Raw genomic sequence first — 15,867 nt, 5'->3', positions numbered from 1 at the left:
AGATGACTTTCGCCCCTGTGCGCCCCCGTCCGGCGGACGCATGCTGAAGCGAACGACTACGCACGACAGTGTCCCGCGTTTCGCGGTTCCAGGGGGAAGGATGACCCTACAGGTGGCGCCGTCCGGCCGGCTCAGCGCCGAACAGGTGACGGCGGTGCTGCATTCGGCCATCCTGGCGCCTTCCACACACAACACTCAGCCCTGGCTGTTCAGCGTCGGACCGGCCGGGATCGAGCTGTACGCCGACCCCGACCGCACGCTGCCCGTCTCCGACCCGGACCGGCGCGAACTGCTGCTGTCCTGCGGGGCCGCGTTGTTCAACCTGCGCACCGCCATCCACGCGACCGGCGTCCACCCGGCCACCAGCTTCTTTCCCCGCCGCGGCGACCCCGACCTGCTCGCCCTCGTCAGACCGCGGGGAACCGCCGCGACCGACCGCAAGCTCGCCTCGCTCGCCGCCGCCATTTCCCGGCGGCACACCAACCGCACGCCGTTCACCGCGAAACCGGTCCCCGCCGGGGCGATGGGGGCGCTGCGGCACGCGGCCGAGGTCGAGCACGCCTGGCTGCCGCGGCTCGGCCCGGAGCAGCTCGCCGGGCTCAAGGAGCTGATCCGCGAAAGCCACCGCCTCCAGACCGCCGACCCCGCCTTCCTCGCCGAATGGCAGCGCTGGACCGGACGCGGCCGCGGCAAGCGCGACGGGGTGCCCTTCGCTGCTGGAGGAGCCGTCACCGCCGACGACACCTGGGTGCTGCGCGACTACGGCGGCGGCACCCGCGCGCCGGGGGCCGCGCCGATGGTCGTGGTGATCGGGACGTTCGCCGACCAGCCGATCGACCGGCTCCGCGCCGGGCAGGCCATGCAACGCGTCCTGCTGACCGCCACCGCGCGCGGCATCGACGCCTCCTTCATCTCCCAGCCGGTCGAGGTGCCCGCGACCCGCGCCCGGCTCCGCGACCTGCTCGGCGGCGGGCTCTGGCCGCAGATCGTGCTGCGGCTCGGCTACGGCGCGCCGGTTCCGCGGACGCCGCGCCGGGCGTTGGAGGACATCCTCGTCACCCCTTCGCCGCTCAGCGTCTAGCCGCCCGGCCGATGCGGACGGCCGCGCAATTCCGTCGCGAGCACCGCCGCCTGCGTGCGCCGTTCCATGCCCAGTTTGGTCAGCAGCCGCGACACGTAGTTTTTCACCGTTTTCTCCGCGAGAAACATTCGCTCGGAAATCTGCCGGTTCGTCAATCCTTCCCCGATCAGCGCCAGCAGGGTGCGTTCCTGCTCGGAAAGCTGCGACAACGGGCCGCGCTGTTTTTCCGCGCTGTCGCGCAATTTCGCCATCAACGCGGCCGCCGCGTGCGCGTCCAGCAGCGACTTCCCCGCTCCGACATCGCGGACCGCGGAAATCAGGTCGAGGCCCTTGATGTCCTTGATGACATATCCGGCCGCACCCGCCAGCACCGCGTCCAGCATCGCCTGTTCGTCCGTATAGGACGTCAGCATGAGGCATTTCAGCTCGGGAGAACGGGACCGCAGTTCGCGGGCCAGCTCGATGCCGTTGCCGTCGGGCAGGCGCACGTCCAGCACCGCGACGTCCGGACGCAGCGCCGGAATCCGCGCCAGCGCCTGCGAAACGTCGCCCGCCTGGCCCACCACCGTGAGTTCGTCGTCCTCTTCCAGCAGGTCGGCGACCCCGCGCCGGACCACCTCGTGATCGTCCACCAGGAAAACCCGCAGCATCGGTCGTTCCCCACTTCCGGATCCGTTCGGGTGTCGAGCCTACGGCGCGCCGCCCCGGTCCGGCGGCGGGCGAAAGTCCTCAATCCTCGGGCGGAGGTCGCGTCAGCACCGGAATCGACCAGCTCAGCCGCGAACCGGCCACGGTCAGCGTCCCGCCCCGGCGGTTCGCCTGCTCCCCCAGCGCGGCCAGTTCGGGCGCGGCTGCCGCGGCCAGGTCCCCGGCTCCCGGGCATCGGACGGTCACCGTCGTCCGCTCCGGTTCCGCGTGGATCTCGACCTCCGCCGACTCGGCCGAAAGCCGCCGGGCGACGAGCCGCAGCGCGTCGGCGAGCAACGGCACCACGACGTCGGACGGCACCGGTTCGAGCTTGCCGGTGAGCTGGGTGGACACCGCGAGCCCGAATTCCTCGCGCGCCCGCGCCAGCACCCGCAGCACCTGGTCCCGGATCGGTTCCGGCGCGGGCGGCAGGGCGTCGTCCAGCTGGAACACCGTCTGCTGCACGTGGTTGATGACGTCGTCGAGGTCGGCGATCGTCTCGCGCAGCCGGGCGGCGACCACGGCCGATTTGGCCAGCCCCGCCGTGGTCTGCAGCGACAGCCCGGCGGCGTAAAGGCGTTGCAGGATCTCGCTGTGCAGCCGCGCCGCGATCCGGTCGCGTTCGTCGTGCAGCGCGGCGTCCTCGCGTTCGGCCCGTGCCTGCGCCAGTTCGAGCGCCACCGCGGCCTGGTCGGCGAACCAGGCCGCCATCTCCAGGTCGTCCGGCGTGAACGCGGGGCGGCCGGCCAGCCGCGCGACGGTGAGCACCCCGGCCACCGTCCCGTTCCCGGCGAGCGGCACCAGCAGGACCGCGTCGAGGTTCAGGGTCAGCACCGACGGCACCGCCAGCCGCGCCAGCTCGTCCGGCCACGACCCGATTTTCGGCTCGCCGCTGGCGAACACCGTGCCGGCCACAGTGGACGCGGCGAGCAGCTCCCGTCCCCGCAGCTCCGCCGCGCCGGCGCCGACCGCGCGTTCGACGCGGAGGTAGCCCTCCCGCTCCGCCGGGCGGGTGACCGAGACCAGGTCCGCCGACGCGAGCGCCCGCGCGTAGTCCACGACGCGGGCCAGCGGGTCGCCGAGGTCGGCCGACAGCAGTTCCCTGGTCACCGCGGCGGAAGCGCGCAGCCACTCCTGCTGGTTCCGCGCGGTCTCGTACAGCCGCGCGTTCTCGATCGCGCTGCCCGCCGCCGCGGCCAGCGCGAGCGCCAGCTGTTCGTCCTCCTCGCTGAACTGGCCCTGTTCCGCGTCGGCGAGGTAGAGGTCGCCGAAAACCTCGCCGCGCACCCGGACCGGGACCCCGAGAAAGCTCGTCATCGGCGGATGCCCCTCGGGGAACCCGGTCGACCGCGGGTCGTCCTGCAGCCGGGCCAGCCGGACCGGGCGCGGGTCCTCGACGACCGCGCCGAGCAGGCCCTTGCCCTCGGGCAGCCTGCCGATCCGCTTGACCGACTCCGCGTCCATGCCGGTGTGCACGAATTCGGTGAGCCGCCCGTCCGGCCCGATCACGCCCAGCGCCGCGTACCGCGCGCCGACCAGCTCGCACGCGGCCTCCACCAGCCGCCGCAGCAGCGCGGGAAGCGCGAGGCTGCCGGTGATGGACTGGGTCGCGCGCAGCAGCCCGCGCAGCCTGCCCTGCGTGCTGATGACCTCCTGGGCGCGTTCCACCAGCTCGCCGAGCAGCTGGTCCAGTTCCATCCTCGGCTGATCGGGAAACGTCAGCTTCGCGTCTTCGGGTGTGTCCCGCTGGTTCACCCCGGCTCCCTGCCCGTCGGATCCGCTTCCGGTCGCGCGGCACCACTGGGAAATCAGTCTTGCGGGTCGCGCGGCGAACCGTCAAGCGCTCGAAAAGGGGCCTCGTCGCGATTTTCGGCACTGCACGCGAAAACGCGCGTGCCGGGGTCGTTGCACGGCGGGCGAATCGCGGGGGAAACCGGCGTTACCGCCGGGCGCGGAACAGGTCCATCCGGTTGTGCGCCAGCGGGTCGAACGGGCCAGTCTTCGCGGCGGGCGCCGCCCCGGAATGGTACTTCCGGCGGAATTTCCGGCCATTCCCGGATTCCCGGAGCCGGCGCCCTTTTCGCCCGAGGTCCGCGACCGTTCCGTGACCTTTCCGGTCCATTTCGGACGGTCAGCGGCGCGCCTCCGGCCGCACCACGAGCACCGGGCACGAGGAGTGGTGGATCAGCGCCTGGCTCGTCGAGCCCAGCAGCATCCCGGCGAATCCGCCGCGGCCGCGGCTGCCGACGACGATCAGCTGCGCCCGCTCCGACTCCTCCAGCAGCACCTGCCGCGGCCGGTCGCGGACCAGCTTCCGGTGCACCTCGACGTCCGGGTACTTCTCCTGCCAGCCGTCGAGCCGGTTCGCCAGCAGCCGTTCCTCGACCGGCTGGCGGCGCGGTTCCCGCTCCGGGACTGGGCGCGCGGAGCGCTCGATCGCGTCGCAGACGACGTCGGCCCACGCGTGCACCGCGACGAGCGGGACCTTCCGGAAACTCGCCTCCTCGAATGCCGCCGCGATGGCCGCCTCGCTGTTCGGGCTGGTGTCGACGCCGACCGCCACCGGGCCGTCGAGCGGGACCGGGCCGTCGCCCCGGCGGCCGCGGACCACCGCCACCGGGCAGCCCGCGTTGCTCACCACCGCCGCGGCCGTCGCGCCCGCGAGCATGCCGGAGACGCCGTCGGTCCCGGTGCGGCCGAGCACGACCATCCGGGCGTCCCGGGACCGGTCGATCAGCAGGGCGGGCGCGGAATCGGTGTACACCTCGGTGCGGACCGGCGGCGCGTCCTCGACCGAAACCGCCAGGTCGCGGTCTACGGGCGCGAGGCAGCCGCTGTCGGCGGGCGAATCCGGGAAAAGCACGTCGGGCCCGGCGAAACCGGCCGGCGCCGCGGTCTGCAGGCAGTGCACGAGTTCCAGTTCGAGGTCGCGTCCCTCGGCGAGCCGGGCGGCCCAGCGGACCGCCTCGGCGGCCCCGTCCCATCCGCCGATGCCCACGAGCACCGTGCGGTCGCGGCCGGTCATCTCCCCGCCCCGTCGTCCGCCGGGCCCGCGCCGACGACGCCGGGCACCGCGAGCGCCAGCAGGGTCGCGACGTCCCGGTCGGTCTCGTCGTCGTACCGGTCGGTGATGCGCACGATCCCCTCGTGCACCTCGACCTTCCAGCGGCCGGTCCCGCCGTAGACCTCGAGCCGGTGCCGCACGTCCGCCGCGATCGCGGTGTCGGCGCGGGCGAGGACGCGGACCACGTCGCCGCGCGTCACGATGCCGACCACCCGGGAGTCCTCGACGATCGGCATCGCCTGGCTCTTCCCGTCCACCAGCGCCCGGCAGAGGTCGGCGAGGTCGCATCCGGGCGGCATGCCGGCGGCGGGCGAGGCCATCACCGCGCCGACGGTCGTCTCGATCGCGCCGGGGTGGCAAGGACGGCGCGGTTCCGGCGGGGTCCGGACGCGGGCCAGTTCGGCGCTGGTGACGATGCCGACCAGCCGCCCGTCGTCGTCCACCACCGGCAGCGCCGGGAACCCGCGTTCGGCCAGAATCTCGGCGGCCTCGTCGGCGGAGGTCCACGGGCGGACCGTCTCCGCGGGCGAGGACATCAGATCGCGTGCGCGCATCACACTCGTCCTTTCCCCTGTGCTGACCCGAAAGTAAGTCACGGAACCGGCCGCGCACGCCGGTCCGGAGTCACCGGCGCGAAGGACCAACGTCCTCACCACCGTCCCGTGCCGTTGCGCCGTTCGGCGGTACGGCTCTCCGGCCGGCCTCGGCGGGCACGGCCGAGGGCGTCACCGGGGCGGCGAAAGCCGCACCGCGACAACGCCTTCCGCGGTCAGCGCGAGCGCCTTGACGAGCCGGTGCTCGGCTTCGTCGGCGAAAACGCCGCGGATCGTGACGACCCCGCCCGCCACCGACACCTCCCACTCGTTCCGGTGCCCGGCGTAGTCGTTCAGCAGCGCGCGCAGCCGGGACGCGATGGCGTCGTCCCGGCACACCAGCCGGGCAAGGAGATCGCGCCGGCTCACGATCCCGGCCAGCTCGCCGCGGTCGGTCACCGGGACGCTGCGGAGCCGGTCGGCGAGCATGCGGACGGCCACGGCCCCGATGCCCGCTTCGACGTCCACCGGGTCGACCGGTTTCGTCATGACGGCGTGCACCCGCAGTCCCGGTTCGCCCGTCCGGACGCCCGCCAGCGCGTCCGCCTCGGTGAACATGCCCACGACCCGGTTCGCCTCGCCGACCACCGGCAGCGCCGCGACCGCGTGTCCGGCCAGCACCGCGACCGCGTCGAGGACCAGCTCGCCCGGTCCGACGCTGACCACCGGCCACGTCATGATGTCCCGTGCCCGCACCGTTTTCTCCCGCCTCTTCACCGGAGCGCCCGGACGACCGCGACCGGGCACGCCGCGCGCGCGAGCAGCCGGTTGCCGGTCGACCCGAGCCCTCCCCCGACCGGTCTCCGGCCGCCGATCACGACGAGCTGCGCGCCTTCGACCGCCATCAGCGCCCGCCCCGCCGAACGTTCCCGCACCGCCCGGGTCCGCACCGGGACGTCCGGATGCTTGTCCGCCAGCGCGGCGACGCACTCGCGCAGCGCGCGGTCCTCCGCGTCGGCCCGGCCCGGCTGGTCGGACCGCCAGGCCCGCACCGCGACGAGGGGCACCTGCCTGCTCGCCGCGGCCTCGAACGCGAACTCGCCGACGCGCTCGTCGCCGTCCACCCCGACCACGACCGCCCCGCCCGCCGCCGCGCGGCCGCGCACGACGACCACCGGGCAGTGCGCGCACGCCGCGGTCCGCAGGGCGACCGAGCCGATCGCCGCGCCGCGCAGCCCGCCGAGCCCGTGGGCGCCCAGCGCCACCAGCGAAACCGACCGCGACATCTCGACGAGCAGCTCGACCGCGAGCCCGGCCCGGACGAGCGGCTGGGTCGCCACGCCCGGTGCCGCCTCCTCGGCGACCTGCGCGGCGCGGCTCAGCCACCGGTGCGCCCGCCCCTCGCGGACACCGGCCTGGAACAGCCGCAGCCGGCCGTCGCGGCGCACCGCCTCCGCGGCCGCCCAGCGGACCGCCGCCAGCGAAGCCTCCGACTCGTCCACCCCGACCAGCACCGTGCTGTCGGGTTTCCTCCCGGCCACCGCCTCGCCTCCCGTCCCGCCGCCGCTTCCGGCGGCCGTGATCCACGGTGGACCACCGGGAAGCACTCGGGTCAGGGCCCGAAGTCCCTTCCGGAAGGGACGAAAGCGCGTCGCCGGAGAAAGCAAGCGGCCACCGTCCGGTGCGGACGGTGGCCGTTCTTCCCGTCCGGAGACGGGGAACCGGGGGTCACCCTGGCAGACCGCCCCCGGCCGGTTCGTCGGCCAGGACGATCCGGGCGTCCACTCCCACCCGCAAATGCTCTTTCACCGCCAGCACGCCGTCCACCCGGGCGACCAGGGCCAGGATCACCGGGATCACCGGCACCATGCTGTGCCGTTCGACCGTCCCGCTGAGCGACACCACCCCGTCGCGCACCGCGACGTCCAGCGACGCCGGGTCGATGCACATCTCCCGGTCGAGGACCTCGTCGCGCACCTCGTCGCGGATGTCGCTGTCCGGCCGCAGGAACACCCGCCCGAGGTCCGCGCGCGCCACGATGCCGGCGAGGATGCGGCCGGCATCGAGCACGGGCAGGCGGTGCACCCGGCGGTCGTTCATCAGCTGGACCGCGCACACGACGTCGTCGTCCGCCCGCACGGTGACCGGCGGCGTGCTCATCACCTCGGCCACCGACAGCGCCCCGGCCTTGCGCCAGCCGAATCCGCCCCGCCGCCGGGGTTTCCGCGCCGCCAGATCGCCGCGCGTGACGACGCCCAGCACCTTGCCGTCCTCGTCGGCTACCGGCGCGCCGCCCACGCCTCGCCGCTCCAGCAGCGCGGCGGCCGCTTTGACTGGCATGCCCGGCGCGACCGCGACGACCTCGGCCGTCATCACCGCGCGGACCTGACGGGTCCTCTTCATCCCGCACTCCTCACGACAACGGATCCGCACCCGCCGCCCTCGCGTCCGGCAACGGACCCCGCTCCTCCCGCGACCGGACCGGGATCGGGCAGCGCGCCCCCACCCCGGCAACACCGCCCGTCATCACCGCACCGACCCGACAGGGCCACTTCATCCCGCACTCCTCACCCCAACGGATCCGCACCCGCTGCCCTCGCGTCCGGCAACGAACCCCGCTCCTCCCGCGACCGGACCGGGATCCGGCAGCACGCCCCCACCCCGGCAACACCGGCCGCCATCACCGCACCGACCCGACAGGGCCACTTCATCCCGCACTCCTCACCCCAACGGATCCGCACCCGCTGCCCTCGCGTCCGGCAACGAACCCCGCTCCTCCCGCGACCGGACCGGGACCGGGCAGCACGCCCCCACCCCGGCAACACCGCCCGCCATCACCGCACCGACCCGACAGGGCCACCTCATCCCACACTCCTCACGACAACGGATCCGCACCCGCCGCCCTCGCGTCCGGCAACGGACCCCGCTCCTCCCGCGACCGGACCGGGACGATGACCACCGGGCAGCGCGCGTGCCGCAGGCAGTACTCCGACACCGAGCCGACCAGCATCCGCAGCATCCGGCCGTGCCCGTGGCTGCCGAGCACCAGCATCGCCGCGCCCGCCGACGCGCGGACCAGCGCGGGACCGGGCGCGCCGTCGATCGCGGCGGTCCGCATCCGCGCCAGGTCCGCGCCGGGGCACGCCCTCGCGACCACGGCGTCCAGCTCGCGCCGGTACCGGGCCGCGATCTCCTCGTACGAGCGGGCGACCGCCGATTCCAGGTCGGCGAGCGGGTCGAAGGTCCAGGCCCGCAGGACGGCGACCGTCCGGTCGCTCGCCTCCGCCTCGGCCAGCGCCCAGCGCACCGCCGCCGCGCTGCCCGCCGATCCGTCGGCGCCGACGACGATGTCCTGTTCGCTCGCCGCGGTCATGGCCCGCTCCTTCCGGTCGCGAGGGGCGTTCAGTCCACAGTGGACTTCTGGGCTACCCGATCTCGATCTTGACCTGCTTCTCGTGCGGCTGTCCGGCCAGCGGCATGGAGATCTCGAGGATGCCGTCGGCGTAGCGGGCGGTCACCTCGGCGGTCACCGCTCCGGCGGGAAGGGTGATCGTGCGGCTGAACTTGCCGTAGGAGAACTCGCTGTGGCCGTCGGCGTGCTTGCGTTCCTCTCGGTCCGCCTCGACGGTCAGCAGCCCGTCGTGCGTGGTCACGGAAATGTGCTTCTCGGGGTCGAAGCCCGGCAGCTCGGCGCGGACGGTGTAGGTCCCGCCGTCGGTGGATTCCTCGATGCGCACCGGGTTGTGGTCGGCGAACGGCCACGGACGGTCGAGCCAGGCCGCGATGTTCGGCAGCGCCATCCGGGAACCGGGCAACAGCGACGTCATTGCGCACTCCTCTCTTCGGGAACTGGGTCGCCCCTCTAGGAAACCGCGAACGCCCGCCGCCGCGACGCGGCCGGACTGCCCGAAGCCGAAGGCAGAAAGTCCCCGAATCCGCCACTTGTCCACTGTGGACGGACGGGTCAGCGGGCCACCGCGACCGGGCAGGCCGCGTGCGCCAGCAGCCAGTACCCGGTCGAGCCGAGCAGGCCGCCCGCGACCGGGCCGCGCGCCCTGGCTCCCGCGACGATCAGCTGCGCACCAGCGGAAATCCCGGACAGCGCCCGCGCCGCCGAGCGCACCCGCACCACGTGCACGCGAACCGGCACGAGCGGATGCTTGCGCGACCACGCGGCCACCTGTTCCCGCAGCCTGCTTTCCCGCCCCGGACGTCCGTCGTGCCACGCGTGCACCGCTTCCAGCCCGGTCCCGCGCGCGACGGCGGCCTCGAACCCGAAGGCCAGCGCGCGCTCGCCGCCGTCGGAATCGTCGAGGCCGACCACCACCGGGCCGTCCGCCGCCGCGCTGCCCCGGACGACCACCACCGGGCACCGCGCCGACGCCGCCGCCCGCAGCGCCACCGACCCGATCACCCCTCCGCGCGCGCCGCCAGAGCCCGTGCGATCCCAGCACCAGCAACCCGGCTTCGTCGGACAGCGCCGCCAGCAGATCGGCTGCGGTGCCAAGCCGGACGCACCTCCGCACCGGAACCGCCGGCGCGGCCAGCCGGGCGGTTTCGGCCGCCTGGCGGAGCAGCCGGTGCGCCGGTTCGAGCAGTGCTTCCGCGTCTCCGGGCGGTTTCCCGTGCGGCAGGAGATCCGGGTCGTCGCACAGTTCGGCGTGGAAGACCACGAGCCCGATGCCGCGCCGCCCGGCCTCGGCCGCCGCCCAGCGCACCGCGGCGAGCGCGGCGGCGGACCCGTCGACCCCGACGACCACCGGCCGGCTCACCGCCATGGCCCGTTTTCGCCGTTCGCACCCCGTTTTCCGTCCCGCCCGCGTCCCGCGGCCCCGTGCTTGCCGCGTCCGGCGGGCTGGCGGGCGGTCCCCTCGATCGGGGCCGTTCCCTCCTCGTCCATCACGTGCCTCCTCCGGCCGGGTCCTTGTCGTGACCCGGCAGAGGCTAGGCGGACGCACCCGCGCGCCACTGCGGGCGGACGTCCGCGGCGCGGGAGTCTTTGGTCCCGGTTCGAGAGGCGCTGCGGCCCTTCGCACGGGTTCGGCGGACAGAAACCCGGCTCGCGCTGGCGCTTTTCCTGCAGTGTGCCCCGCACTGGGCCGGATGCGCCGCCTGCGCCCGATGCGGCATTCGGTGCGGCACAACGGAAACCGGTACCGGCCGGTTCCGGCTACTGGACCGGCCGTCCGGCGCCGGGGCTGCGCTGCCGCCAGTCGGCCGCCACCGTTTCGCGCAGGATGCGCTGTGCGGTCATCCTGGTCGCCTGCAGCGATGCCTGCGCTTCCCGGCAGTTGAACACCCGGCGCGGGGCCGCGACGCTCAGTGCGGCCACCGCCGTCCCGGTCACGTTGAAGACCGGGACCGCCGCCGCGATCAGGGTGCCTGGGACTCGCGGGTTGAACGACAGCTCCTGCCGCCGGATGTCGCGCAGTTCCGCGCTCAGCCAGGCCGGGAGCCCGTCGTTCTCGTCCTCGCCGCGGTAGCCGGCGAACACCGCGAAGCGCGCCGCGAGGCCGGGGTCGAACGCCATCAGCACGCGGCCCGCCGCGCTGCCCGCCAGCTGCGAATCGTTCTCGATCCGCTCGGCGAGCGAACAGTAGCCGCTGCTGTAGATCAGGTGCACGAAATCGACCAGGTTGCCGCTGGCCACGCCGAGGCCGACCAGATAGCCGGTCCGCCAGTGGATGTCGATCAGCGAAGGGAGAATGCCCCGGCGCAGCCGTTGCAGTTCCTGGGTCGAACCGGGCCGGGCGAGCCGGCACACGGCTTCCCCGTGCCGGTAATGGTATCCGGCGCGCACGACCATTCCGTATCCCTGCATCTCCGCCAGGAGCCGGTGCACCGTGCTCTTCGGCAGCCGGGTCGACCGCGATATCTCGCTCAGCGTTTCGATCCCGCCCGATTCGCGAATGGCGCTCAGTATCGAAAGCGCCCGGGGAATGGGTCTGCGCGGCGCCACGCTCGGACAATCCCATTGCCCGTTTTCGTCGCTCGTAGTCACGACTGCAACCTCCACCGAATCCACGATTCCTCTCTCGCGCGCGCCGTCCTGCCGCCGGGGACCCCGCCCGGCGCGGCCGCGCGACCGCTGCCCTGAGCGGTCTCAGACGCCCTCTCCTTGCCGCGTCCGGCACCGCGCCCCGCTGCCGTCCGCTTCTCGCCACCGGCGTCTTTCCGAAGGATTCCTGTTCTCCCGCCGGATGCCCTGCGCCTTCATGCTTGCCCAGTACCGCCTCCGGCACAACCGGACGCACCCGTTCACTGAAAGAGATCGCCCCAGTGGCGCAGCGTCGTGGCCCGGTCGCCTCGTCGCGCGACAGAACTGCCCCGGAACGCGGCCGCGACCGATCACGCTGCGTCGCCGCAACGCATTCGCGCGCCTGCCGCGCCGGCCCGGTCGCCGGCCGTGACAATGGCCCGCTTAGTCGTTTCCCGCCCGCCGCGGAAAACGGGGCGAAACGTCGTGCGAATAGGGGACGGAGAATATTCCCGGCGGCCCGCGTTTCCGCCGCGGGAGCGGGTCAGGCCGTCGCCGCTCCGGGCCGGAATCCCCGCGATCGGCGGGCGGATGCCGGTTCCGGGGCCACGGCGGCGGGGATGGCGCCGTCCGTGCCGGCAGGAGGGCGGGCGGAGCCGATTGCGGCCGCCGTCGCACCTCCGCCGCCAGACGATACCAGCACTCAGTCGACAGCGAGCGACAACTTGGGGACGCAGAGCGATGTTCCGGGGCGCGGAACAACCCCTTGATTTTCGCGCGACGAACGGGAAGGACTCAAGCCCGGCTGCGTAATCCGTCGCGTTGCCGTTGTATCGCAACGTAATGCGCTCAGCGACCGGGTGTTGCCTTCGAGAATCCGGAGTACGCGGACGGACAGACCAAGCATGGATCTTCCCGCCGGGCAAGCCTTTCGGTCACGCGGCTTCCGCGCCGCCGACCACTCGCGCGCAGACGCGCAGGATCGTGCGCCGGTCGGCCACCTGCCAGTTCCGCTCGGCGGCGAGCCGCCGAAGCTCCGCGTCCGGTTCGAAGGCGATCGCGTTGCCCAGGCACGGGAAGATCTCCGCGTCCGAGCGCGAGTTCCCGATCGCGAGGGAGTTCCCCGCGTCGAGCCCGGCCGCTTCGGCGAGGCAGCGCACGAACGCGAGCTTGCCGCCCGGCGTGCCGGGCGCGGACAGGAGGCGTCCGGTGAACGTGCCGCCGACGACCTCCACGACGGCGCCGTGCCCGCCGGACAGGCCGAGGTCGAGCGCCGCCGCCTGCACCGGGAAATCGTGATTGCCGGAAAGCAGATGGATCCGGTATCCGCCCGAGCGCAGCAGCGAAAGCAGTTCCGGCACGAAGGAAAACAGCTTTCCCCGGCTCGCCCGCCACGTTTTCGCGGCGGCGAACCGGGTTTGCGCGACGGACGCGCCCTTCATCGCGGCCGCGTACCGCCGGTAGATCTCGGCCCGCAGCTCCGGCGTTTTCTCCCCGGACTCGAACCGCTCGACCGCTTCCAGGCAGGACAGCCCGGCCCGCCGGTCGCAGGTTCCGTCGTCGACGAGCACTCGCAGGTAATGCGTCGACGTGTGCCCGGGAAGCAGCGTCCCGTCCAAGTTCAGAATGGCGTATTTCGGCGCGCGGTTCATTCTTCGCGCGCTTTCTGATCCGGCGCAGTCACGAAACAGCCCTCCGCGCGCTTGAGGCATTCTCCTTTTCCGCGCTGACAGTACAACGGCGGGCAGCCCGGTCCGGCGGTTTGTTCCATGCCCCGGGACACCGCTGCCCGGCCCGTCCGGAACGGGAATAATCGCGAATTGGTTCAGCCGATCAGCCTGCGCGCGATCCCCGCGCGGGTGGTGAGGTCGAGTTTGTTCAGCACCCGAGCTACATGCGCGTCCACCGTGCGCGGGCTGAGGAACAGCTCCGCCGCGATTTCCTTCGTCGTCAGCCCGCGCACCACCATTTCCGCCACTTGGCGTTCCCGACGTGAAAGGGCCCGCCCACCGGTCGGCGACTCCAGCTTGCGCTGGCCCGCCAAGCGCCGCTGCACCTTCGTCGTCTCCCGAAGCAGCGCGCCGGCACCCGCGCTGTGGAACACCTCCCGCGCCTCGCCGATCCGCTGGGTCGCGGCGTCGAAGTTTCCCTGCCTGCCGAGCACTTCCGCGACCAGCAGCACCGCACGGCCGCGGTGCAGCACCATCGCCGCCCGGCCGAACGCGACGGCCGCCGCGGTCGCGTCGGTCAGCGCGGCGGCGAGGTCGTTGTCCGCCGCCAAAACCGTCGCGCGAGCCAGCAGCGCGAGGCCGAGGTCGCTGTTCAGCCCGGTCGCCGCCGCGCGTTCCTTCGCCGCCGCAGCACACCGGCGCGCTTCCGCGGGCATCCCCTCGGCGAGGGCGACCCGGCAGTCCTGTGCCAATCTGGCCACCAGCAACGGATTCTCCGTATGCCGCGCCGGCTGTTCGACCGCGCCGGGAAACATCCCGAGTTCGAAACCGGCCTCGGCGAGGATGTGCTCCACCGTCCGCCGCCACCATTCGACGGTGGGCCGCGGCAGTTTCTCCACCGTCCGCCACTGCTGTTCGGCGGCCGTCCGGTCCCCGGTCGCGAGCAGGACCCGCAGGCGGATCGCGGCGGCCATCGGCACGACGTCGTGGTGGCCGGAGCGGGTCGCGGCGGCTTCCGCCTCGGCGGCGGCCTCCGCGGCTTCGGCGAGCCTGCCCAGTTTCCAGAGCACGTAGCCGCGCGCCGAATACAAGAACGGCAGGCCGTGGCGCGATCCGGCGGCGCTGAGGTGCAGCGCCCGGTCCAGCAGGGCGAGCGCGCGCCGGTCGTCGTCGAGGAAACACGAGGCCCAGCACAGCGCGGGCACGGTGTCGAGCACCGAACGCGCCTGGCTGTCGTCGAGCAGGTCGAAGCCGTCGGCCGCCGCCTGCTGGGCGTGCCGGGCCTCGGCGGTCCGCCCGGCGCAGGCCAGCCCGATGGCGGCGAGCGCCGCGATCGCCGCCTGCACCGCCGGTCCGGCACTCGGGTCCGCGGCGGTCCGGCGGAGCCGTTCCTGCGCGCCGGCCGTGTCGCCGTCGAGCAATTCCAGGTGCGCCAGTTCGAGTTGCGCCCGCGCGTCGGCCTTGCCCGAGGCGGCGATGGCGGCCTCGGCGATCGCCCGCGCCCGCCGGGTCCGGCCGAGTGCGTGCTCGCACCGGGAAAGCAGGGCCAGCACGCGAGGCGAGTCCGGCAGCGCCACCAGCAGCGCGCGGGCCTCGGCCGGCCGCCCGGACGTCAGCAGAGCTTCGGCCCGCAGCACCGACAGGCGGCAGTGTTCGTGCCCGCCGCGCATCCGTTCCGGCAGGTTCGCCACCGCCGCCCCGAGCCACCGCGCGCCCGCCGCCGGATCAGTGCCCAGCACCTCCTCCCCCGCCGACGCCAACTCGCCGACCGCGACCAGATCGTGGCGGTACAACGACTTCTCGAGGTGATAGGCGCGCAAGGTGAGCGGCGCGTCGAGTTCGCGCAGGTACTCCGCCGCCCGGTGATGCGCGCCCGCCGCCCAGCCGCGCCCGGCCAGCCGCGCGGCGGCGGCGCGGACCAGCGGATGCCGGAAGCGCAGCCCAGCGGCTCCGCCCGCCAGCACGCCGCGGTACAGCAGCCGTTCGATCGCCAGGCCGACCTCGGCCCGGGGCAGCACGGTCATCGCCTGGACGAGATCCGCGTCGATCGTCGCGCCGCCGCACGCCGCGGCCTGGGCAACCAGCCGTTCGGGTTCCGGCAGCGCCGAGACTTCGGCGAACAGCACGCGTTCCGCCGGCAGCATCGGGCGGTCTCCGGCGGTCGCGCCGCCGTCGGGCCCCGGCCACTCGTGCGGCGGCAAATCGGCCAGCAGCAACAGATAGAGCGGGACGCGCTCGGCCGCGGCGGCGATCCGCGCGCGCTCGACGTCGTCGTGCCCCGGCAGGAGCCGGGCGACCTCGTCGTCGGTGAACGCGGGCAGCGGCACGTAGCGGGCGGGCACGCGTCCGGCGCGCAGCAGGCGGGCCAGCGCGGGCTGCTGCTGCCCGTCGCGCACCGACAGCACCAGCCGCCGGTCGCTGCCCGGTCTCGCGACCAGCGACATCAGCAGCCGCAAGGACGGTTCGTCGGCCCATTGCGCGTCGTCGACGACCACGAGCGCTTCCCGCGTTTCCGTGCCGAGAGCCGCGGCGAGGCGGCGGGCGAACCCCAGCGGCCCCTCGCCGCCGTGCTCGGCCGCGGGCACCGCGCACACCGGATCCGGCGCGCGCCGGGCGACCTCGGCCAGCAGCCGGGTTTTCCCGATCCCCGGCCGGCCTTCCACCACCGTCACCGCGGCCGCGCGGTCCAGGCACGCGGCCAGTTCCGCCGACCGGCCGACAAACTCCTTCTCGACCACGCTTCTCCCCCTTCGCCGGACCGGCGAATTTTCGGTAATTCTACGGATGCTGCCACCCGATATCTTCCGGTTTATTTGGTGCTCGAGACGAACGCCGGTAAATCAGCCGGGCAAGCG

The 15,867-nt window shown here is 73.6% G+C and carries 14 protein-coding genes and 1 pseudogene; 1 reads left to right on the top strand and 14 read right to left on the bottom strand.

Going from position 1 to position 15,867, the window contains the following annotated elements; genetic code table 11:
* Window positions 1-100: 100 nt before the first annotated feature.
* Window positions 101-1,081 (top strand): Acg family FMN-binding oxidoreductase, encoded by a 981-nt coding sequence (locus tag RPX00_RS32175; RefSeq protein ID WP_406630987.1) that lies wholly within the window; start codon window positions 101-103, stop codon window positions 1,079-1,081.
* Here RPX00_RS32175 and RPX00_RS32170 read toward each other — a convergent pair.
* From RPX00_RS32170 to RPX00_RS32105, 14 genes and pseudogenes are all read right to left on the bottom strand, one after another.
* Window positions 1,078-1,731 carry a response regulator gene (locus RPX00_RS32170; RefSeq protein WP_406630985.1) on the bottom strand — a complete coding sequence of 218 codons (654 nt, stop codon included), beginning with the start codon at window positions 1,729-1,731 and terminating at the stop codon, window positions 1,078-1,080. The two genes, RPX00_RS32175 and RPX00_RS32170, sit on opposite strands and share 4 nt — an antisense overlap.
* Before the next feature lie 79 nt (window positions 1,732-1,810).
* Entirely contained in the window at window positions 1,811-3,523 is a 1,713-nt protein-coding gene (locus RPX00_RS32165; protein ID WP_406630983.1) for a GAF domain-containing protein, read from the bottom strand.
* A 376-nt stretch (window positions 3,524-3,899) separates the two neighbouring features.
* Entirely contained in the window at window positions 3,900-4,793 is an 894-nt protein-coding gene (locus RPX00_RS32160; RefSeq protein WP_406630981.1) for a universal stress protein, read from the bottom strand.
* The gene (locus RPX00_RS32155; protein WP_406630979.1) at window positions 4,790-5,386 is read right to left on the bottom strand and encodes an HPP family protein; all 597 of its coding nucleotides are present in this window, start codon (window positions 5,384-5,386) and stop codon (window positions 4,790-4,792) included. The genes RPX00_RS32160 and RPX00_RS32155 overlap by 4 nt, the downstream gene beginning before the upstream one ends.
* Before the next feature lie 171 nt (window positions 5,387-5,557).
* Window positions 5,558-6,121 carry a CBS domain-containing protein gene (locus RPX00_RS32150; RefSeq protein WP_406630977.1) on the bottom strand — a complete coding sequence of 188 codons (564 nt, stop codon included), beginning with the start codon at window positions 6,119-6,121 and terminating at the stop codon, window positions 5,558-5,560.
* Window positions 6,122-6,138: 17 nt separating this feature from the next.
* The gene (locus tag RPX00_RS32145; RefSeq protein ID WP_406630975.1) at window positions 6,139-6,906 is read right to left on the bottom strand and encodes a universal stress protein; all 768 of its coding nucleotides are present in this window, start codon (window positions 6,904-6,906) and stop codon (window positions 6,139-6,141) included.
* A gap of 187 nt (window positions 6,907-7,093) precedes the next feature.
* On the bottom strand, window positions 7,094-7,768 hold the full coding sequence (locus tag RPX00_RS32140) for a CBS domain-containing protein (RefSeq protein WP_406630973.1): 675 nt from the start codon (window positions 7,766-7,768) through the stop codon (window positions 7,094-7,096).
* A gap of 472 nt (window positions 7,769-8,240) precedes the next feature.
* Window positions 8,241-8,738 carry a universal stress protein gene (locus RPX00_RS32135; protein WP_406630971.1) on the bottom strand — a complete coding sequence of 166 codons (498 nt, stop codon included), beginning with the start codon at window positions 8,736-8,738 and terminating at the stop codon, window positions 8,241-8,243.
* Between the two features lie 52 nt (window positions 8,739-8,790).
* Window positions 8,791-9,192, bottom strand: a complete 402-nt coding sequence (locus tag RPX00_RS32130; protein WP_406643157.1) for an Hsp20/alpha crystallin family protein — start codon at window positions 9,190-9,192, stop codon at window positions 8,791-8,793.
* A gap of 137 nt (window positions 9,193-9,329) precedes the next feature.
* Entirely contained in the window at window positions 9,330-9,779 is a 450-nt protein-coding gene (locus tag RPX00_RS32125) for a universal stress protein (RefSeq protein ID WP_406643156.1), read from the bottom strand.
* Window positions 9,780-9,852: 73 nt separating this feature from the next.
* Window positions 9,853-10,143: pseudogene (locus tag RPX00_RS32120) on the bottom strand (universal stress protein); the annotation flags it as partial.
* 392 nt (window positions 10,144-10,535) lie between these two features.
* On the bottom strand, window positions 10,536-11,366 hold the full coding sequence (locus RPX00_RS32115) for an IclR family transcriptional regulator (protein ID WP_406630969.1): 831 nt from the start codon (window positions 11,364-11,366) through the stop codon (window positions 10,536-10,538).
* Window positions 11,367-12,277: 911 nt separating this feature from the next.
* Window positions 12,278-12,994, bottom strand: coding sequence for an HAD family hydrolase (locus RPX00_RS32110; RefSeq protein ID WP_406630967.1), 717 nt, complete (start codon window positions 12,992-12,994; stop codon window positions 12,278-12,280).
* A gap of 173 nt (window positions 12,995-13,167) precedes the next feature.
* Complete coding sequence (locus tag RPX00_RS32105; protein WP_406630966.1) at window positions 13,168-15,750, bottom strand: LuxR C-terminal-related transcriptional regulator; 2,583 nt, start codon at window positions 15,748-15,750, stop codon at window positions 13,168-13,170.
* Window positions 15,751-15,867: the final 117 nt, after the last annotated feature.

It is taken from the genome of Amycolatopsis sp. WGS_07 (assembly GCF_045278895.1).
Classification (GTDB): Bacteria; Actinomycetota; Actinomycetes; order Mycobacteriales; family Pseudonocardiaceae; genus Amycolatopsis.
This window is presented reverse-complemented; position numbering and strand designations above follow the sequence as displayed.